At 26.5% G+C, this 19,146-nt stretch carries 18 protein-coding genes and 3 tRNA genes; 16 read left to right on the top strand and 5 right to left on the bottom strand.

The window, feature by feature from the left end; genetic code table 11:
- Nucleotides 1–15: 15 nt before the first annotated feature.
- From AAHM83_RS00355 to AAHM83_RS00345, 3 genes are all read left to right on the top strand, one after another.
- The gene (locus AAHM83_RS00355) at nucleotides 16–603 is read left to right on the top strand and encodes a hypothetical protein (protein ID WP_342262049.1); all 588 of its coding nucleotides are present in this window, start codon (nucleotides 16–18) and stop codon (nucleotides 601–603) included.
- A 46-nt stretch (nucleotides 604–649) separates the two neighbouring features.
- A tRNA-Ile gene (locus AAHM83_RS00350) sits at nucleotides 650–721 on the top strand.
- Between the two features lie 13 nt (nucleotides 722–734).
- Nucleotides 735–1,946 (top strand): Mur ligase family protein, encoded by a 1,212-nt coding sequence (locus AAHM83_RS00345; protein ID WP_342262048.1) that lies wholly within the window; start codon nucleotides 735–737, stop codon nucleotides 1,944–1,946.
- 118 nt (nucleotides 1,947–2,064) lie between these two features.
- Here AAHM83_RS00345 and ybeY read toward each other — a convergent pair whose 3' ends face one another.
- Nucleotides 2,065–2,541, bottom strand: a complete 477-nt coding sequence (gene ybeY / locus AAHM83_RS00340) for an rRNA maturation RNase YbeY (protein ID WP_342262047.1) — start codon at nucleotides 2,539–2,541, stop codon at nucleotides 2,065–2,067.
- A 178-nt stretch (nucleotides 2,542–2,719) separates the two neighbouring features.
- Here ybeY and AAHM83_RS00335 point away from each other — a divergent pair, with 178 nt between their 5' ends.
- The 9 genes from AAHM83_RS00335 (at nucleotide 2,720) to AAHM83_RS00295 (ending at nucleotide 9,444) form a co-directional block, all read left to right on the top strand.
- Nucleotides 2,720–3,757, top strand: coding sequence for a phage portal protein (locus AAHM83_RS00335; RefSeq protein ID WP_342262046.1), 1,038 nt, complete (start codon nucleotides 2,720–2,722; stop codon nucleotides 3,755–3,757).
- 29 nt (nucleotides 3,758–3,786) lie between these two features.
- Nucleotides 3,787–4,404 (top strand): HK97 family phage prohead protease, encoded by a 618-nt coding sequence (locus AAHM83_RS00330; protein ID WP_342262045.1) that lies wholly within the window; start codon nucleotides 3,787–3,789, stop codon nucleotides 4,402–4,404.
- Between the two features lie 29 nt (nucleotides 4,405–4,433).
- A complete protein-coding gene (locus AAHM83_RS00325; protein WP_342262044.1) occupies nucleotides 4,434–5,366 on the top strand; it encodes a phage major capsid protein in 933 nt (310 codons plus the stop codon).
- A 90-nt stretch (nucleotides 5,367–5,456) separates the two neighbouring features.
- Nucleotides 5,457–5,957 carry a hypothetical protein gene (locus AAHM83_RS00320; RefSeq protein WP_342262043.1) on the top strand — a complete coding sequence of 167 codons (501 nt, stop codon included), beginning with the start codon at nucleotides 5,457–5,459 and terminating at the stop codon, nucleotides 5,955–5,957.
- 30 nt (nucleotides 5,958–5,987) lie between these two features.
- Entirely contained in the window at nucleotides 5,988–6,446 is a 459-nt protein-coding gene (locus AAHM83_RS00315) for a hypothetical protein (RefSeq protein WP_342262042.1), read from the top strand.
- Nucleotides 6,443–7,669 (top strand): hypothetical protein, encoded by a 1,227-nt coding sequence (locus AAHM83_RS00310; protein ID WP_342262041.1) that lies wholly within the window; start codon nucleotides 6,443–6,445, stop codon nucleotides 7,667–7,669. The genes AAHM83_RS00315 and AAHM83_RS00310 overlap by 4 nt, the downstream gene beginning before the upstream one ends.
- A 2-nt stretch (nucleotides 7,670–7,671) precedes the next feature.
- A complete protein-coding gene (locus AAHM83_RS00305) occupies nucleotides 7,672–7,944 on the top strand; it encodes a hypothetical protein (RefSeq protein ID WP_342262040.1) in 273 nt (90 codons plus the stop codon).
- On the top strand, nucleotides 7,941–8,450 hold the full coding sequence (locus AAHM83_RS00300; protein ID WP_342262039.1) for a hypothetical protein: 510 nt from the start codon (nucleotides 7,941–7,943) through the stop codon (nucleotides 8,448–8,450). Before AAHM83_RS00305 ends, AAHM83_RS00300 begins: the two co-directional genes overlap by 4 nt.
- Nucleotides 8,451–8,478: 28 nt before the next feature.
- Nucleotides 8,479–9,444 carry a hypothetical protein gene (locus AAHM83_RS00295; RefSeq protein WP_342262038.1) on the top strand — a complete coding sequence of 322 codons (966 nt, stop codon included), beginning with the start codon at nucleotides 8,479–8,481 and terminating at the stop codon, nucleotides 9,442–9,444.
- Between the two features lie 120 nt (nucleotides 9,445–9,564).
- Here AAHM83_RS00295 and AAHM83_RS00290 read toward each other — a convergent pair whose 3' ends face one another.
- Nucleotides 9,565–11,202, bottom strand: coding sequence for a hypothetical protein (locus AAHM83_RS00290; RefSeq protein ID WP_342262037.1), 1,638 nt, complete (start codon nucleotides 11,200–11,202; stop codon nucleotides 9,565–9,567).
- 93 nt (nucleotides 11,203–11,295) lie between these two features.
- On the opposite strand from AAHM83_RS00290, the gene AAHM83_RS00285 reads away from it, so the two are divergent.
- A tRNA-Gly gene (locus AAHM83_RS00285) sits at nucleotides 11,296–11,370 on the top strand.
- Nucleotides 11,371–12,379: 1,009 nt separating this feature from the next.
- On the opposite strand, the gene AAHM83_RS00280 is transcribed toward AAHM83_RS00285, so the two are convergent.
- Together AAHM83_RS00280 and prfB are read right to left on the bottom strand one after the other, a co-directional pair.
- Nucleotides 12,380–12,454, bottom strand: a tRNA-Val gene (locus AAHM83_RS00280).
- Nucleotides 12,455–12,684: 230 nt separating this feature from the next.
- Nucleotides 12,685–13,740, bottom strand: a complete 1,056-nt coding sequence (gene prfB / locus AAHM83_RS00275) for a peptide chain release factor 2 (protein WP_342262235.1) — start codon at nucleotides 13,738–13,740, stop codon at nucleotides 12,685–12,687.
- 111 nt (nucleotides 13,741–13,851) lie between these two features.
- Between prfB and AAHM83_RS00270 the strand changes: the two genes are divergently transcribed.
- Nucleotides 13,852–15,093 carry an MFS transporter gene (locus AAHM83_RS00270; protein WP_342262036.1) on the top strand — a complete coding sequence of 414 codons (1,242 nt, stop codon included), beginning with the start codon at nucleotides 13,852–13,854 and terminating at the stop codon, nucleotides 15,091–15,093.
- Here the strand turns inward: AAHM83_RS00270 and AAHM83_RS00265 are convergent.
- Entirely contained in the window at nucleotides 15,090–15,641 is a 552-nt protein-coding gene (locus AAHM83_RS00265) for an AAA family ATPase (protein WP_342262035.1), read from the bottom strand. The two genes, AAHM83_RS00270 and AAHM83_RS00265, sit on opposite strands and share 4 nt — an antisense overlap.
- Before the next feature lie 365 nt (nucleotides 15,642–16,006).
- On the opposite strand from AAHM83_RS00265, the gene lon reads away from it, so the two are divergent.
- Together lon and uppS are read left to right on the top strand one after the other, a co-directional pair.
- Nucleotides 16,007–18,472, top strand: coding sequence for an endopeptidase La (gene lon, locus AAHM83_RS00260; protein WP_342262034.1), 2,466 nt, complete (start codon nucleotides 16,007–16,009; stop codon nucleotides 18,470–18,472).
- On the top strand, nucleotides 18,473–19,120 hold the full coding sequence (uppS, locus tag AAHM83_RS00255) for a polyprenyl diphosphate synthase (protein WP_342262033.1): 648 nt from the start codon (nucleotides 18,473–18,475) through the stop codon (nucleotides 19,118–19,120). It begins immediately after the preceding gene.
- Nucleotides 19,121–19,146 lie beyond the last annotated feature (26 nt).

Here is a 19,146-nt window from a genome sequence, read left to right as displayed (position 1 = left end):
TAATATATTTAATATATGATTTATTATTTAAAAATTTTTTTATTTTTTATTATTTTTATAAATTCTAATGGAGACGCAGAGGAGCAAAAAAATAAAGAAACAGAAACAAAAAAACAAACTGAAAAAAAAACTCAGCGAAAAAAAGCTGCTATCAGCCGTGATATGACACATGGAATGTTGTTTTTTTTGGGTAAAAGACATGAGTTGAAAAATAATTTGTACGCTTTTTTTGGTGTTAATACTGCTTTATACTCTGATATTTATCAATCTGAAATTCCAAAAGAGGAATATCAATATAGTGCTATTAGAACTGCTCATTTAGAATTTGGTGTTACTTATGAGTTTTGTCCTTTTTGGGGCGTATCTGTTTCTTTGTATTCTAAAGAATTTTTAAATGGTGGTGCTTCTAATAATAAATTTATTTCGGGGGGGCGTTTTTCTCTTTTTTATCATTATGGCTCATTATTTTTCGAAAGTGGCTTTGTTATTAAAGAAAACATGAATGGAATTTTAGGTGAAAAAAACAAGTATGGTTTTTCTTTAGTCTTTTCAATTAAATTTGTTAAAGATTCAATTTCTTTTGGTAGTATGATTTTATTATAATTTTCTTTATTGTTTTTTGTTTTTTTTTAGGGTATTATTTTTATTAGGGCTTGTAGTTCAGCGGTAGAACTCATCGCTTATAACGGTGCTGTCGTAGGTTCGATTCCTGCCAGGCCCACGTTTAATACTTTATGATATGGCCATCTAATTCTTTGTTTTTTGAACATCCTGATATTTTTGGGGTTTCTTTTGATTCTCGTTTAGTTAAAAAGGGTGATTTGTTTATTGCTTTAAAAGGTGAAAATTTTGATGGGCATGATTTTGTTGAAGAGGCTTTAAAAAACGGTGCTTCTTGTGCTTTGGTTGAAAAAAAAATATGTGAAAACAATATTGTTGTTGGTTCTTGTTTAAATTCGTTTGTTCAGATTGCAAAATATAGAAGGTCTTTGTTTAAAGGTCAAATAGTTGGCATTACTGGCAGCGTTGGTAAGAGCACTTTTCGTTATTCTTTAGTTAAATCTTTGTTTTCTCAGTTTAAGGTTGAGGCTCCTATTAAAAATTACAATACTTTAATTGGCATTTCTTATTTTTTATCTCAAATAAATTTAGAATCGGATTTTTTGATTATAGAGTTGGGAATAGAAATGATTGGAGAAATGCAAAAAATATCTTCGTTAGTTATTCCTGATTATTCTTTTTTAACTAATGTTTCGACTGCACATTCATATTATTTGGGGTCTTTGTTTTCTATTCTTAATGAAAAATCAGTTATTTTTGAACATACAAAAAAATGTGCTTTTTTTATTGATAATATTTGGTATTCTGACTATTTGAGAAATTCTTTAAATGGGCAAGGTTTAAAGTTTAGAACCTTTAAATTTAATGAAGATTCTAGACTTCTCTTAAAAAATGCTGCATTAGAGTTATTTGATGAATTGAAGATTGATACTACCTTTGTTGTTGATGAGTTGGTTGGTCGAAGAGATGTTTTTTCTTTTGAAAAAAATGGGTATCAATTTTCTATTATTGATTCTTCTTATAATGCTAATATTTCTTCTATGATTAATGATTTGAATTTTTTTAAATCTTTCTCTAAAAACAAAAAAATTGCTATATTAGGTGATATGTTTGGATATAGCCAAAGACATCATGAGTATTTGTCTCTTTATGCTTCTTTTGTTGATGAATGCTGGTTAGTTGGTGAAAACATGCGAGCTTTATCTAAGATTTTACCAAAAAACATGTTTTTTGATTCAGTTGAGGATTTGATTAATTATGTTCATTCTTTTTTTCGAGATCCTCCTTTTGCTTGTGATATGTTTATCAAGGGCTCTAATAGGGTTGGTTTGACTAGATTGGTTCAAGAAATTCGATCTTTGTCTAAATTAGTTTTAGATGTTTAATTTTTTGTTTTTTTTTGGTTTAAAAACTTAGTACAAAGTGTTCAACTAAAGTTAAAGCTATGTTTTTTGATAATTGTTTTGTGCGGTTGAATTTGTTTTTGATTAAGCAATATAGTTTTTACAGATATGGTGATTCTATTCCTAAAGATGATAAAATTGTTACTTCTTTTGATTCCATTCGATTTCTTTCTTCGTTTTGTTCATGATTATATCCAAGTAGGTGTAACGTTCCATGCACTATTAAATGTGTTAAGTGTTTTGAATAGTCTTTTTTTAGCTCTTCGCTATCCTCTTTTATTATTTTTGGGCAAATTAATATTATCCCGATCATGTTTTTTAGAATTGGGTCTTTTGTCTCTTCGTAAGAAATTGAAATTATATCTGTAACCGAATCTTTATTCATATATTTTTTATTGTATTCTTTCATTTCTTGTTCGCTGCAAACAACTACTTCGACTATTGAATTTGAGTTTTGATTTTTTTCTTTATAAAGCGTTACTTGCACTATTTTTTTTATTAGTGTTTGATATATTTTTGATATTTTTCCTGTTACTTTTATCTTATAATTAATTGGAATATTTGGGATTGAAAACATCTTTTTATTCTACTTTATTTTGTTTTTTATAGATACTTTTTTTATCGTTATTTTTTTTTATAAAAAAAAGTTGCTTTTTGTACCATGTTTTTGTTTAGAATAATGTATACGGTTGATGAACGAAAATAATCATTGATCGTATTTATGTGTTTTTCCTAAAAATATATTCGAGATTCTTATGTTTAATTATGTTAAAAATTTTTTTAAAGTGAATAATAGTTCTGATAGTTCTATTGTTTTTTCTGATGTTAATTGTGATGTTCATGATTATTCATCTAACGTTGATTTAGTTTTAAAGAACGCTTGTATCAATAGATCTATTTCATTAATTGTTAATTCTATTACTAGTTTAAATTTTGTTGTTTTTAAAGATGGTGTTAAAGATAATTCTTCTTTTGTTTTTAACATTCTTTGCAATCCTTCTGATTCTGTTTATTTTTCAGATTTTATTGAAACTTTTGTTTGGAATTTTTTAATTTATGGTAATTCTTTTGTTCTTTTAAATAAAAATGAACTGAATTCTTTTGATTTGATTAATTTACCTTCTTCTACTTCTGTTTATTTGAATGAATCTAAAACTAAAGTGGCTGGATATACTTATTCAATTAATGAAAAAAAACAAAATTTTGTTGCTAACAATAAAGATTTACCTTTGGTCGGGCATTTTAAACGGTTTAATCCAACTAATACTTGGTATGGCTATAGTTTTATTGATCCTGTTCGCTCTTCTGCTAATCTTTATCAACAAATTGATAGGCATAATTTATCTGTTATTTCTAATGGTGGACGTCCTTCTGGGATTCTTTCGATTAGTCCTTCTAAAATGTTAACTTCTGAAGAAAAAGTTGATTTTGCTAAAAGGTTTAAAGAGCAGAATGCTGGTCCTGATAAGGCTGGGCAAATTTTTGTTTTAAATGGTGATTGTCAATGGCATCAATTATCTGGAACTGTAAAAGACATGGATTATAGTGATGCTGCTAGACGAGCTGTTCGATCTATTGCTTCTGGTCTTGGCGTTCCTGCTAATTTAGTTGGAGATCTTTCTATTTCTGGTGAAAATTCTAGAGCTAATATTGATGGGTTGTTTGAAATTTTTAATAAAAGTACTGTTATGCCTTTAGCCAATAAAATTTCTCAGTTTTTGACCAATTTTTTTAGAACTATAGATTCAAAAATTGAGATTAAGTTAGTTGATGATAATGGGAAAATCGAATAATGTTTTTAATTTTTTAAGGTGGTTTTTTAATGATTACTAAGTTTTCTGATAATCAAAGTTTAGTAAATAATGATTTTATAGCTAAAAATTTTTCAAATGATCAATTTTCCAAGCTTTTTTTGTTTTGTAAGATTGATTCTTTTTCTTGTAAAAAAGTTGGAGAAGTTGATGTTTTAAGAATTCAAGGTCTTGCTACTAGTTATAATAATTCTGATTTAACTAATGATGTGATTTCAAAAGATGCTTTTGCTTCCAATGCTGATAGTGATGGGTTTCTGAAAAAGATGCCGGCTATGTTTTTTGAGCATGATTCTAGACAGGTTCCTGGAAAATGGACAAGTGTTAAGCTAACTAAAATTGGTATTGAAGTTGAAGGTGAAATTTCTGATTCTAAAGTTATTGATTTGGTTCAACAAGATAATTTGAATGGTTTGTCGATTGGTTTTTTTATTGTTTATAGTGAGATGAGATATAATTTGGCAAAAAATAAAAATTATCGATATATTAAACAGGCTAAATTGGTTGAGATTTCTTTGGTTGCTAATCCAGCAAATAGCAAGGCTTTTTTCTCTCCGGTTAATCAAGTTTATTTTGGAGATTCTAACTGTTTTGGGTCTTCTACTGATGATAGTCCAATTTATGGATAATTTTAAATTTTTTTTGAAAGGGTTTTTTTATGCAAAATATTGCAAATAATGAAGTTGTAAGTAAAGGTTATGTTCAAGCAACTGGTTTTGAAGGTGATTCTGATGTTTTTGGTTCTTTTTTAACAAAGTGCAGTGAATCTCAGTTTAATGGGGCTATTAGCTTTCATGATATTACTTCTTTTTTTCCTCAGGTTGGAAAAAATAATGTTTTAAGAAAGTATTGTTTACATGTTTTAACTGACTCTTCTTCTGTTGAAGTTCCAAGAGTTCAAGGTATTGTTAATTCTAAAGACCATAATGCTTTGAATGCAGATATTTCTACTCCTGTTAAAATAGACCTCAGTGAGGAATATGCAAAATGGTTAATTCCTAAAAGTTTATTTCATAAAATTGAAGGTTATCAAGAGTATTTAAAAAATGTTTTTTCTGATAGTATTAATCATTTAGAAAATAAATTATTGTTTGATTATTTTAAAGATGAGGTTTTTCAAAGTGATGAAAATAAATTGAAGTCTAATTGTATTCGTGGTTTTTTATATGATAAAAAATTAACCTTTATTAATAATTTATTGTTGTTGAAAGGTTTGTTACCTTCTAGGTATTTAACTAATGCTGTTTTTTTAATGTCCAAAAAACATTTTAAGGATTTTTATTCTACAAAAGATGATTCTGGTAGGTTTGTTTATAATGGTGAGAATAAATTGTTTGGGCATGAAATTGTTTTTGTTGATGAGCTGGATGATAAAATTTTATTTGGAGATCTTAAGCAAGGATTGGTTTTGGCTGAAAAGTTATATCCTAAAATCGAAATGCATTCTAAATTTGAAAATCCCAATCAAGTTGGGTTGAGTATGCCTGTTTCTGTTGGTTTTGGGCTGATTAATAATGATGCTATTGTTGGGGTTAGCTTTACTGCAACAACAGAAGAAAATTCAAAAAAAACCGATGTTTCCGATGATTAAAACCATAAATAAATTTTATGGTTTTATTTGGTTGTTGTTTTGCACTATAATTTAAAAATGGTGCTTTGTTTTCTTTAGGGGATATATTTAATGAGAATTGTTTTGCAAAGTGTTAATGATGAGTTGCCTCTTAGTGTTTTGTTTTTTAGAAATTCTTTTGGTTTTTGTGAGTCAGATGAGTTTTTAATTAAAATTTTAAAGTTAGCAATAAATAATATTGAGGCTCGCGCTGGTATTTCTATTTTAAAAAAGGAATGGAAGGTTGTTCATAACAATTATCAAATTTTTCTTAAAAATGGGCCTGTTAATGAAGTTGTTAGTATTAAAAATTCAAAAGGTAAAAACATTGTCCCTTTAAGTACAGTTAGAAAACAAGATAATTTACTTTTAACTTTTGAAGAGGATTTAGGTTTTATTACTATTTATTACAAAACTGGATATGATTCTTGTAACTTACCTGAATGTTTAAAAAACAATATTATTTCTGAGTTTTTAAATGTATATGATAAAAATGAAAAAATTATTGAAAAAGATAAAAATAATTTTGTTCTTAATTTAAATAATTCTTCTAAAATTTTTGTTTATGGTTAATGTTTTTTATTGTTGTGAGTTAAGGTTATGATGAATTCTGATTTTTATTGCTTGTTAGAGGATTGTTCTAATAGTAATTTATTAATAAACGCTTTTGATATTCAATTTTCTTTTGTTTTAAAAAATAAATTTTATAGAAATGTTGATGGAAAAGGTTGTGTTTATAAAAGAAAAAAATATTCTTTTTTTTTAAGAGGTAAAGGAGAGCTCTCTAATTTTTTTGATGATTCTAATTTGAAATTTTTTTCATCTCGTTTTGTTTTGCAAAGTGATCTGCATTCTTTTTTTTGTTTATTAAAAGAAAATGATTCTTCTCAGGAAAATCAGAAAAGGTTTGAAGAAAGGTGGAAGCAGGCTTCAGAAGATTGCCAATGGACTATTCCTCTTGTTGAGAATAAAAAAAATTTTGGTTTTCCTATTTTAGATGTTTGTTTAGTTAAAAAATTTATTAATGAAAAAAATTGGACTTTGGAGTTGATAGAAAAATGAATTTTTATGAGTATAAGCATTATAAAATTAATGAATATAATTATGGATATAAATCTTTTGATAATGAAAATATTAAAGAACACGAAAGTTTTTGTTTAACTCCAGATGGAATATATGATGTTAGAGATAATAAAAATTTAATGGAAAGTTTTATTAATGACAATAATGATGAAAACTGGCCTAATTTTTTATTTTTTAAGCCGTTTTTTTTCTTTTCTAATAATAAATGGGAGTTGTTTGAATACGATTGTAAAAAAAAATTTGAAATTACTTCTTCAAATATTATAAAAAAAACAGAAAATAGAAAGCAAAATTTTAGCCTTCAATTAACTTTTTCCGTTTTTTGTGAAAAAAATTCTTTTAAATATCAAAATTTTAATTTACAGATAAACGACTCTGATCAAGGGGCTTTTTTGAATTCTTTAGAAAACTTTAAAACTCATTCTAATTATTTTTTTAATTTATCTGGGCCTAAGGATCTTTCAACTGATTTTGTAGTTCAAGATAATCTTTTGGTTAGGAAGGATTCTTTTGGTTTAAGCGGTAATATTATATTTTGTTTTGATATAAAATCTAAAGAAAAACTAGTTTTTTTGTTTAACAGACAACAAAGCACTTTTCTTAAAAAAATAAATTATTTTATAAAAATTCCTAGCTATACTTCTATTGAATTATATGAAAAAGATAAAGAATATTCCGTTGGAGCAATTGTTGTTTATGAAAATGCACTTTATAAATGTAAAAAAATTTCTAAAGATCAGATTTCTTTACATAATAATGAATACTGGGACATTTTTGAATCTTTTGACAAATCTTTTTTTAATTCTTCTGAAGGAAAAAAGACTTTAAGGTTATTAAAAAAACAAATTGCTTTTTTGGTTGAGCAAAAAATATCTAATGAAATTATTTTTCAGCTATCTAATATTGATTATAAAGATATTCCGAATTTAAATGATTTTTTTGAATTTGATAAAAAAAAATATAGAATTATAGAGGTTTTTCAAAAAAACATTGAAGGCGTTTGGTCTTTAACCATTAAAGGGATTGAGGTTTTACATTTAAATGATTTTGATTTTGAATCAATTATAAAAGATTTTGATGGTGATTATGCGGCTTTGGACAATTTAAATATTAATATAGTTGAAAACAATTTAGAGGTTACTTTTTTAGATCGTCTAATTACCAATCAAGAAAAAATTTTAAGGTTAGAAGTTGGAAAATAAAAATGATAAGAAAAATAAAAACACCCATTCTTAGAGATCGCGGAATAGATTTAGTTGGCCAAGTTGTTTTAGTGGATTCAGAAAACAAGTTAACATTTGCTAAAGATTTTTTATCACATTTAATAATTAAAGAAGAAGATTCAAATTTTTTTGTTTATTCTAATAATAAAAAACTAGTAAAAATAAGCTTTGTGCCAACGGGCCAAAACCTTGGTGGTTACGATTTGTGTAAGATCGACTCAATTGAAGAAATTAACAAAGAGGAGAAATTATGATTTTTAAAATATTTTCGTTGTTTAAAGGGGTTTCTATTCCAACCAGCTTTATTTTAAAGAATTTTTTTTCAATTTTAAAGTTTTCATTAAAAGCAATTGGTGGTGAAAACGATGATGTAAAAAATTTTGAAAAAATATACGGCGATAAAAGGTTGCAGCAGCAATTTTCTAAATTATTTCATAATTCTTATAATAACAGTATAGAAGCTGCTCGTTCAAGAGATGCTCAAATTATTATAAGAAATGGAAGAAATCTAAGAGCAGACATTATGTTTTATTCTTTGATTGTTTGTTTTGTTTTTTCAAGTGTTTTGGTTGTTTTTTTTAGAAATAGATTGCAGTCAGAATATGTTGCTGTTTTTTCAGCTTTAGTTGGTATCTCTGGTAGTTGTTTGCATGAAATTTTTGGTTTTGAATTTGGAAAAAACGACTTTGCTTCAAAAAACATTTATGTGTTGGATGAAAGCGATCAGCCTGAATTGTTTGAAAAAAAATATGGCAAATAAATATTAGGTTTGATAGTATTGTTGGATAATGAACATACTTGTTTTAGCTGGTGGAGTTGGGCTTGAAAGAGAAGTTAGCCTTAATTCTGCTAATAATTTTTTGAAGAACGTTTTTGATTTAAATTTTAATTTTTATTTAATAAGCGTTTCCCTATCTGGACATTTTTCTTATAATGGCGAAACAGGTGTTTTTATTTCTAGTGATGATAATTTGTTTTTTAAAACTGAAAATAAAAAAATCAAGGTTGATTATGTTTTTCCTATTGTGCATGGAAAAGGAGCTGAAAATGGAGAGTTTCAAGCTTTTTTTGAGTCTTTGTCTTTTAAAAAATTAATCGCGAACTCTCTTTTTAGTTCTTGTGTTTCTTTTGATAAAATTATTTCTAAAAAAATAGCAGAATCATTAAACATTCCCGTTGTTAATTATATAGATTTTTTTTTCTCTCCCTTAACCTTTGAAGACTGTAAAAAAAAACTTAATTCAGAAATTTTATTTTTAAAACCCTCAGATAATGGCTCTTCTTTTGGTTGTTCAATGGTTTATAATGAAAAAGAATTTATTGATTCTCTTGAAAATTTAAAAACAATTACAAAATATCCTTTAGTTGAATCTTATATGGAGGTTATAGAATGTTCTTGCTCTGTTTTGTTTCACGAGGTTTCTGATGTGATCGTAATTAATCATGGATTAAATTTTTTTTCATATAACGATAAATATGAAAAACATGTTTTTAAAACGGAATTATTGCAAAATTGTGCTTTAATAAATTTGATAAAAGACTATTCTTTTAGTTTGTTTAAAGCTATGAGATTAGATTTTTTATGTAGATTTGATTTTTTTATTTGTAAAAAAAGTAAAAAAGTTTATTTTAATGAAGTTAATTCTTTGCCTGGTTTTGGTGTTGATAGTTTGTTTTTTCATTCTTTTTCCAATAAATATAACCAAAAAGATATTTGTAAAAAGATCATTATGAATTATATTGAAGAAATTTAATTGATTTGATATAGTTTTTGTATGAAAAATTTTTTTATTTTTTTTGCATTTTTAATATTAAAAGTTGCGAATCGAACACACCTGCAAGTTCATGATTCTTTGTCTAAAGTTGATTAATTTTTATTCAAAATTAAACAAAGAAACTTTTTCATACTTTTTGTCGGTTTTTAAAAATTCAAACGTTTTATTGATCCAAAATTTTTCTTTCTCTTTGTATTCAAAAACACTTTGAGCATTTTTTTCCCCAAGAAATTTCAAACTTTTTATATTTGCATTTAAAAAATTTTCGAGAGATTTAAATTTTAAATTAATTTCTTTTGCTTTTGTTTTAGCTATATTAGGAAGTCCGATTGAAACAATGAACTGTTCTAAAGTGCAATATTTACTTTTTTCAACACTTTCAATAATTTTTGCAAAAGATTTTTCAGCAAGCCAATTTGGAGTATAAGAAATGTTATAAATGTTTTGTTTTAACATAAAAAAGTCAAAAGGATAATTTAATATGTTTTCTTTAACAAAAAATTGAATTTGAGCTTCTCCTAAATTTTTTATATTTAATCCGTTTTTATTTGCAAAATAAATCAATCTATTTAATTTTTGTTGGAAACAATTCCATGAATTTGGGCAAAAATCTTCAATTAATTTGGTGTTGCAAGATGGGCATAAAACAGGAATTTGTGTTAAATTATTTGACTTTTCAATAATTTCCGTAATTTTAGGAATCACTTCTCCAGCCATTTCTATTTTTACGATATCTCCAATTGCAAAATTTTTTTTCATTAAATCATTTAAATTATTTAAAGTCGCCTTAGAAATTGATCTATTGTTGATAAAAGTGGGAGTGAGAGTTGCCACAGGCGTAATTTTCCCTAATCTTCCAACTTGAAAGTCTATCTGTGTAATTTCAGAAATATTAAAAGAATTTGAAAATTTTATAGCAAAAGCAAATTTAGGAGCTTTAGCAGTTGATCCTAATACATTTTGTTTTTCTTTTGAATCAACTTTAAAAACAACTCCATCAATTTCATGAGATAAATTATTTTTTAATAAATTTATTTCTTCAAAATATTGATAACAATCTTGAATATTATAACAAACTTTGTAAGGTTCAATACAATTTAAATGCATTTTATAAAAAATTTCTCTTAACTGAATATAAGAATTCCAAATTAAACTATTTGAATATAAATTATGAGGTGCAAAATTTAATAAAGCTAGTTTTGAATCTGGGTTTTTTTTCATTAAAATTCCAGCCGCTGCGTTTCTAGGATTTTCAAACTCTTTTTTATTAAAATAAGCTTCAAACCTAATTTCTAAATGTTCTGTTAAATAAATTTTATTAGGAATATTTAAGAAAGGAATTAAGTGAGATATGTTTTCACCTAAAAAACCATTTCCTCTGGTTTTTAAGCAAATAATTTTTTGATTTTCATATGTTGCAATAACACTAACTCCATCAATTTTTAATTCTGCAACCATAGGGAATGGATCAATTTGTTTTTCTATTTTTTTTATAAACCCATCTATTGAATTTTTTCCAAAATCATGATTCAAGGAAAGAATGGGAAATAAATGAGAAGAAGGTTCAAGGGCTTTTGAACCTACGTTTTCAGATATTTTTATTTTTTCATTTTGTTCTAAAATTTCCAATTTTTTTTTATAAAAATCATAAACAAAATCATCGACAATAGGAGAGCCTTTTTCATAAGCTTCATTAAATTTTAAAATTTTAAGCCTTAAATCTTTTAAAGAATTCATCATTTTAAATATTAATTAAAAAAAGAAGTAAATTAAAGACTATAAAAAAATATATTTGTGTTTTTTTTCATTTTAAAATATAATCAGAAACATGCGGACGTGGCTCAGGGGTAGAGCACAACCTTGCCAAGGTTGGGGTCGAGGGTTCGAATCCCTTCGTCCGCTCCATTTAATTTTGCTTAAAATTCATTTTCAGTTCAATTTAATAATCATTATTTTTCAAGAGATATCCATTTTTGATCATTTTCAAAAAATAATTGTTTTAATCACCCTAAAATAACTAAATACCTTGATGTTTTGCTTAAAAATTTATATTAATTTCTATAAAAAAAATCAGCTATGTGTTTAATAATATAAGAAAAAATCAGCTTTGTAAAAGATTCAAAAATTGATCTATACAAACTTCAACATCATTAAATTTAATGGACTGTTTGTTTATAACGTTGTTTTTTAAAATTTGTTCAAAAGTTAATTTAAAGCATTGTTCATTTTCTAAATAAGCAATTTCTGTTTTTTTAAAGAGACTGTTTTAGGTATAATGTTTTGTTCAAAATATAATATTTTCAAAAAAGAAGGAAAATTAAAACAACGCCTTAAGAAAGATTAGTTTGGCTCATAACAATCAGCTTCATCATACCCCAAAAATCTAATACAAATTTAAAAGAATTATCGCTACATTCTAACAAGATGTCAAAACAATATACATAAATTTTCGATTGAGAAAATTTTAATAGTTTTTCTATGTGATTATAAACTTCAAACCTATATAAAGCAAATTTTTCCAAAATAGAAAGGCATGGTTCTAAAGACTTAAAGTCACAAAGATAGAAAGAGTTTTACAAATGAAGAAGAGAAGAAGTAATATTAAGTTCAACTTTTTTTCTTTCATTAGAGCCTTTGATGAAAGTACAAAAAACAGATATTTCCTCTTTAGGAAAGGCTTAGGAGAGTCTTTTAGATAGTTTTTCTTGAAATTGTAATTCTTCAGGTGTTTTTTTAAATCTGAAATACTCTATAATAATCAAAAAAAAACAAAATCATAATGGTCAATCCTTTATATAAAAAGATCAAATTATAAAAATAATAAACATAGTCTTGAATAAAAAACATAACAAATAAAGTATAATTTGATTTATAAAAAGAAGTCAAAAAGTGTAATTTTATAAAAAATTAAAAATGGTGGGTATAATAGGGATCGAACCTATGACCCTTACGACGTCAACGTAATGCTCTACCGCTGAGCTATATACCCATACTAATTCTCTTAAAAAATAAAAAAAAAAGCAACGTCAACTGTTGGATTATAGATAAAAATATGTTTTTTTTATTAAAGTCTTGTGCTTTTTTTGTTTAAACGTTACTTTTTTTCTTTTGCAGATTAAAAAGAGGAGTAAAAACATGAAAAAAGATTTATAAAAAATTTTTTTCTAGCTAAAAACAAGTAATTAAGATTTTTATGTGGTTTATCACGCAAATATATTTTTATATATTAAATTTTAACCAATGTAACAAAAATTCTTCGATTTCAGCGTTAAAAACAACCTTATCAAAATTCGGAATTTCAAAATTGGTGCGATGATCTTTAACCATTTGATAAGGCTGTTGAACATAAGACCTAATCTGAGAACCCCAAGAAACCTCTTTTTTTTCTCCACTTAAATTCTCTTTCTCTTTTTTTAGCTCTTCAGACTTTTTTTGATAAAGCCTAGATTTCAACATTTTAAAAGCCTCTTCTTTGTTTTTGTGCTGAGATCTATCATTTTGGCACTGAACAACAATTCCAGTAGGCAAATGTGTAATTCTAATAGCACTATCAGTTTTATTAACATGTTGCCCACCAGCACCAGAAGCTCGATAAGTATCAATTTTAATTTCTTTTTCATCTATAACAACATTAATTTTATCATCAATTTCAGGGATAACAGAAACAGAAGCAAAACTAGTGTGACGTTGTTTTTTTTTATCATAAGGAGAAATACGCACTAACCGATGCACACCAGTTTCTCCTTTCAGCCAACCAAAAGGAAACAATTTTTCCTTGGGTGAAATTTTAATGGTACCATTTTTAATGCCGCCATCGTCAGAACTGACAAGGTCTATAATTATGACATTAAAAAATTGAGAAGAATATTTATTATACATTTCCCAAAGCATTCGAGCCCAGTCCTCAGATTCTAAACCACCAGATCCACAATGGACAGTCAAAAAACAGGCGGATTTATCAGAGTCCTCCTTAAATAAGGTGTTTGTATAAATTTTATCCAAAGTAATAGCCAATTGGTCTAAATCAAGCTCAACTAAAGAGAGCATTTCATCATCTAAATCACTGTTTATAGTTTCTTTCAATTGCTCAAAATTGTGTTCAATTTTTTCTATATTTTCATATTCGTCTTTTAACAGATTAAATTCAATAACAACTTCACGAGCTTTTTCAGGATTATCCCATAAATCAGGAGATTCAGCTAAAGGTTTTAATTTTAAATATTTATTAACAACATCGCGCTGGTCAAAAAGACCTCTTCCACACCAGGAGTTGATGTGCTAAGTCTTCCAGCTTATTTCTAATTTCGCAAATATCAGCCATGAAAAAATATTATTGAATAATAAGTTATATAGCAATGTTTAAAAAAAATTACTATCATAAAAAACATGATTGATTACGTAAAATCGATATATTTTTTAGCTTTTAATTCAGGTTTATATTCAGGGTTTAGTAAATTCACAATAAGCTTGTGGTTAAAGGAAGCCGGAGCAACACCATTAATTTTAAATATTTTCACAACAACAATGTTTCCATCAGTATGTTGTGTGTTTTGGATGCCGTTTTTAGAAAAATATAATATTATAGAAAAAATAAAATGTGGAAATAAAAAAAAATTAATAATGCTTTTTGAGTTTTTAATTGCAATATCAACACTATCGTTTTGTTTGTTTAATATAAAAGAATTAAACTATATCTCTAGCATTTTTTTAATAATAATATTAATAATTTATGCCTCATTAATATCAACAAGAGATGCATTAAGCATAGGATATAAAATGGAATTTATGAAAAAAGAAAATGTAATAAATTATGATGGAATAATATCTTCTTTTTACCAAGCCGGCATGTTAACAGGAACTGTTTTTTTTTATAAACTTTCAGATTATTTAATGTGGAAAAATGTTTTTTTATTAATGTTCATATATATGATAATAAATTTTTTAATAGATGCCATAATTCAAAATTCTTCAGATATTTTTGAAAAAAAAATGAGTTTAAAAGAACAATACACAGCTCCATTCAAATCGTTATTAATAATAAATAAAGGAATAGTCTTGCCATTAATGTTTTTTTTATTGTTTTATAACCTTCCAGATAGAATGTTAGTAGGAAATTTAAATTATTATTTTTTAGACTCAGGAATATCGAAAGATAAATTCATAGCACTAAGATTAATTGGAGGAATTTGCAGCGTAATAATTGGTTTTTTCACAGTTTATTTGACTAAATTTTTAGGCTTAGAAAAAATGCTTCTAGTGAGCACGTGCTTGTATTCTTTAATTCCATTTTTAATCCTTTTAAACATAGAATTCAATATTTTTATAAATTATAACGAATTTTTTTTGATAATTTTGTTTTTTTTAGATAAACTTTTTAAATCATTTCAAGGTAATACATTTTTTTCATATCAAATGCAATTTTGCGAACAAGGAATGTCAAGCACACAAAGATCTTTGTTTATGTTTTTAGAAAGAGGGTTTTGCAGCGCAATAATAGCACCAATACTAGGATTAGTACTAAAATATTACGGATACAAAACATTTTTCAGTATAGTTTCATTTTCTTTAATTTTGTCAATATATTCATTGTTTTGGTTAAAATCAGCAAATGCAAAAAAAAGAAATTAAATAATAAGCTGTAAAATGTTATTAACAGTGTTGTCCACAGTATCAGGGGCTAAAACTTTATCAAAAAAAACAGATTCTTTTGCGCTTTGCTCATAAATATTTAACAACCTCTTTTCAATCTCTTTTTCAGAGCTGTTTCTAAGATTCAACCTTTTTTTCAACTCTTCTTTGTTTGGAGGCATTAAATAAACTCCAATTAAATTATGTTTAAAATGTTTTTTTAAAGCTAAAAAACCTTCAATAGATAGAGTCATAACAATATTATGAGAAGACAAAGTTTCTTCTAGATCTTTTTTAGAGGTACCATAATAATTATCGAAAATTTTATCATATTCTAAGAAAAAACCATCTTTAATTTTATTTTCAAAATCGTTTTTAGAAATGAAATGATAATGAAGGCTGTTTTTTTCATTTTCTCTTGGAAGTCTGGTGCAATAGGAAGTAGACCCTTTAAAGTTGTGTTTTTTTTTCAAAATTTCAGCAAAAGTGCTTTTTCCAACGGCAGAAACACCAGTTAGTATAATAAGTTTGTTATTGCTCGTAATCATAATAATTTTTTATTCCTTTTATATTTGTGTTTTTTTTTAAGTAAAAGCAAATTTTTATCTATGTTTTTTGATATTTGCTTTAACTTTTGGGCATTTTTTTCTTTTATTTCTTGTATATGTTCCCAATATAGTAAATAGTTTGAATTTCTTCTTCCTTTATTGCAATTTATTATTGTAAATAAAAAACAATGTCTTTTTTGTCATGTTTACTCCTTGTATTAATTGATTTATTCTGTTTATCCTATATCAAAAAAAAAAACGACGCAATAGGCAAAATGAAATATTTGTTAATATGTTTAAGCAGCAAAAAAAGCAATTTTTTATAATTCTTGAAAAAAAACAAAATTAAGTGTTAAATAATATTCATGAAAAAAAGAATTCAAAAATTTTCTTCAACATCCTCTTTAAAAAATGAAAAAGCAAAAATTTTAGCTCAAGAAGCGGACATAAACATGAAAAATGAAATAGGTGTGGAAAATATAGAATTTTTTGAAAAACTAAAAGACAAAGGAGTAAAACTTCCATTGTTGCCACTAAAGGATATGTCTCCATTTCCATACATGGTAATGTCAATTTTCGTCGGAAGGGAAAAATCGGTAAAAGCGGTAGAAGCGGCAAACTCATCAAGCGGAGAGTTGTTTTTGGTGGCTCAAAAACAATCAGAGACAGAAGAGGTTGAAAAAGAAGATGTAGAAGAATATGGTGTGGTTGCAGAAATCAAGCAAATAGTGCTTTTGCAGGATAGAACCTTAAAAGTTCTTTTTGAGTGCAAATATGTAGCATCATTATTATCAATGGAAGATTCAGAAGAATGTGGGATAGAAGCATCGGTTCAAGAGAGCTATAAGGTGTATTCAATTTCATCAGAAGAAGAAAGAGAAGCGTTAAAAAAAACATTAAAAGAATCTTTTGAAAAGTTTCTAAAACTATCAAAAGCATTTGATATAAGTATGATTAGCTTTGTTAACGGAATAGAGGACTCTTTTGAATTTGCCTATTATATAGCGGAAAGACTAAGCTTATCTGCATTAGAAAATCAAAAAATATTATCAATCAGAGATGAACATGAGCTTTTAGATTATCTAATAATCAAGGCAGAATCTTTAATGAAAATAATTGAAATAGAAAGAAAAATAAAAAGCAGGTTAAAAAATCAAATTGAAAAAAATCAAAAAGATTATTATCTAACAGAGCAAATGAAGGCAATCCAAAAGGAATTAGGAGAAGGAGAAGATTATAAAGAAGATTTAAACAAAATAGAAAAAAAAATAAACGAAGTAAAGCTGTCAGATCACGCAAAAGAAACAGCGCTATCAGAATTTAAAAAATTAAAATATATGAGCCAATTTTCAGCAGAATTTTCAGTGATAAAAAATTATTTGGACTTTTTATTGGCTTTACCATGGAAAATTCACTCAGAATCAAATAAACATTTAGAAGAAATAAAATCAATATTAAACGAAAGTCATTATGGAATTCAAGATGTTAAAGATAGAGTATATGAATTGATTTTGCAAAAAAACAGAGTGAAAGATCAAAAAAAATCAACAGTACTATGTTTTTATGGGGCCCCAGGAATAGGAAAAACAAGCTTTGCATACGCAATAGGTAAAGCAATGGGACTAAAAACAGTAAGCATTCCATTAGGCGGAGTAAAAGATGAATCAGCATTAAGAGGACACAGAAGAACATATATAGGTTCAATGCCAGGTAAAATATTACAAGCAATGAAAGACGCAGGAACATCTAACCTAGTAATAGTATTAGACGAAATAGGCTCAATGGGATCAGACTGGAGAGGAAGCCCAGAAGACGTTTTGTTAGAAATATTAGATCCAATTCAAAACAAAAACTTTCAAGATAATTATCTGGGAACGGGTTTTGATCTTTCTGGTGTGATTTTCGTAGCAACAACAAACTATATAGACAGAATTAAACCAGCATTATTAGATAGATTAGAAGTAATACACTTAACCGGTTACACACAAGAAGAAAAAGAACTAATTGCAAATAATTATATAATACCAAAATTACTAGAAGAATATGGGTTAACAAAAGAAGAGTTCCAAATAGATAAAGAAAAACTAAACAAAGTAATAAGGAATTATACATACGAATCAGGTGTAAGAGGGTTAGAAAAACAACTATCGAAATTAATAAGAAAAGCAATGTGCAGAATAGAAGAAAAGAAAGAAGAAAAAGTAGAAATTGACGATGAAAAAATTAAAACTTTTTTAAAAAAACCAGTTTATTTACCAGAAGAAAAAAAAGAAAGTCGAATAGGCGTTGTAAATGGATTGGCCTATGTTTCAAGCAGAGAAGGACAAGAAGGAGAGGTTCTAACAATAGAATCAATATTAGTTCCAGGAGAAGGAAAAGTTGAATTTACAGGCAACCTTGGTAACATGATGAAAGAATCAATTCAAATAGCATATAAGAAACTTTTGTCAAAATCAGAGGAGTATGGATTAAACTTAGAAGAGTTAAAGAAAAAAAATATGTATATAAACTTTCCATCTGGAGGAACACCTAAAGACGGTCCATCAGCAGGTGTAGCAATTTTTTGCTCAATATTTTCAACACTAAAAAACAAGAAGTTTCCAACTGATATAGCAATGACAGGAGAAATAAGCTTGTATGATGCATTAAAAGTAGGAGGAATAAAAGAGAAGTTATTGGCAGCGTACAGAAACGGAATAAAAAAAGTCTTTATTCCGAATGATAACAAAGTAGATTTAGAAGATATATCAGAAATTATATTAAAAGATATAGAAGTAATTTTAATAAAAAGACCCGAAGAAGTGTTAGAAAATTTGGGGTTATTAAAATAAATGTGCAACCACATAGCTTTAATTTTAGATGGCAATCGAAGATGGGGGAAAAAAAACAAAAAATCTTTGACAGAAGCATATAAAAAAGGAGCAGAAGTTTTACAAGAAATAGTTTTGGAATTAATAAAATTAAAAATTCCAATGGCAACAATGTACGGATTTTCATTTGAAAATTGGAACAGATCTCTTTATGAAATTTCAGTAATAATGGTTGCATTTATGTCTTTTTTAGAAGAAAACATAGAGTTTTTCACGAAAAACAATATAAAAATAAAATTTATAGGAGATTTAAGTTTTTTTGATGAAAAAGTTAAGTCGATATTATTTGAATTAGAATATTTAACAAATAAAAATACAGAAATATTGATTCAGCTAGCAGTAAGTTATAGTGGTCGTAATGAAATTTTAGAAGCAATGGGAAAAAGCCAAAGAGAAAACCTTGCCTTTGAAGATTGCTTATATATGAAAAACTCACCAGATTTACTAATTAGAACAGGTGGATGCCGAAGGTTAAGTAATTTTCTTCTTTGGCAAATCGCTTATACTGAATTATTCTTTTTAGATAAGCTTTGGCCAGAATTTTGCAAAGAAGATTTGCACAATATATTGCAAGAATATAAATCAACATCTAAAAATAATGGCGTTTAGATTGTTTAAATAAAAAATCTTTCAAA

Source organism: Alphaproteobacteria bacterium endosymbiont of Tiliacea citrago (assembly GCF_964031065.1).
Taxonomy (GTDB): domain Bacteria; phylum Pseudomonadota; class Alphaproteobacteria; order CAJXXZ01; family DAHXLG01.
This window is presented reverse-complemented; position numbering and strand designations above follow the sequence as displayed.

Excerpts from the sequence above, each read along its gene's own strand:
- AAHM83_RS00355 (WP_342262049.1), top strand. The coding sequence starts at position 16 with ATGATTTATTATTTAAAAATTTTTTTATTTTTTATTATTTTTATAAAT.
- AAHM83_RS00345 (WP_342262048.1), top strand. The coding sequence starts at position 735 with ATGATATGGCCATCTAATTCTTTGTTTTTTGAACATCCTGATATTTTT.
- ybeY (WP_342262047.1), bottom strand. The coding sequence starts at position 2,541 with ATGTTTTCAATCCCAAATATTCCAATTAATTATAAGATAAAAGTAACA.
- AAHM83_RS00335 (WP_342262046.1), top strand. The coding sequence starts at position 2,720 with ATGTTTAATTATGTTAAAAATTTTTTTAAAGTGAATAATAGTTCTGAT.
- AAHM83_RS00330 (WP_342262045.1), top strand. The coding sequence starts at position 3,787 with ATGATTACTAAGTTTTCTGATAATCAAAGTTTAGTAAATAATGATTTT.
- AAHM83_RS00325 (WP_342262044.1), top strand. The coding sequence starts at position 4,434 with ATGCAAAATATTGCAAATAATGAAGTTGTAAGTAAAGGTTATGTTCAA.
- AAHM83_RS00320 (WP_342262043.1), top strand. The coding sequence starts at position 5,457 with ATGAGAATTGTTTTGCAAAGTGTTAATGATGAGTTGCCTCTTAGTGTT.
- AAHM83_RS00315 (WP_342262042.1), top strand. The coding sequence starts at position 5,988 with ATGAATTCTGATTTTTATTGCTTGTTAGAGGATTGTTCTAATAGTAAT.
- AAHM83_RS00310 (WP_342262041.1), top strand. The coding sequence starts at position 6,443 with ATGAATTTTTATGAGTATAAGCATTATAAAATTAATGAATATAATTAT.
- AAHM83_RS00305 (WP_342262040.1), top strand. The coding sequence starts at position 7,672 with ATGATAAGAAAAATAAAAACACCCATTCTTAGAGATCGCGGAATAGAT.
- AAHM83_RS00300 (WP_342262039.1), top strand. The coding sequence starts at position 7,941 with ATGATTTTTAAAATATTTTCGTTGTTTAAAGGGGTTTCTATTCCAACC.
- AAHM83_RS00295 (WP_342262038.1), top strand. The coding sequence starts at position 8,479 with ATGAACATACTTGTTTTAGCTGGTGGAGTTGGGCTTGAAAGAGAAGTT.
- AAHM83_RS00290 (WP_342262037.1), bottom strand. The coding sequence starts at position 11,202 with ATGAATTCTTTAAAAGATTTAAGGCTTAAAATTTTAAAATTTAATGAA.
- AAHM83_RS00270 (WP_342262036.1), top strand. The coding sequence starts at position 13,852 with ATGATTGATTACGTAAAATCGATATATTTTTTAGCTTTTAATTCAGGT.
- AAHM83_RS00265 (WP_342262035.1), bottom strand. The coding sequence starts at position 15,641 with ATGATTACGAGCAATAACAAACTTATTATACTAACTGGTGTTTCTGCC.
- lon (WP_342262034.1), top strand. The coding sequence starts at position 16,007 with ATGAAAAAAAGAATTCAAAAATTTTCTTCAACATCCTCTTTAAAAAAT.
- uppS (WP_342262033.1), top strand. The coding sequence starts at position 18,473 with ATGTGCAACCACATAGCTTTAATTTTAGATGGCAATCGAAGATGGGGG.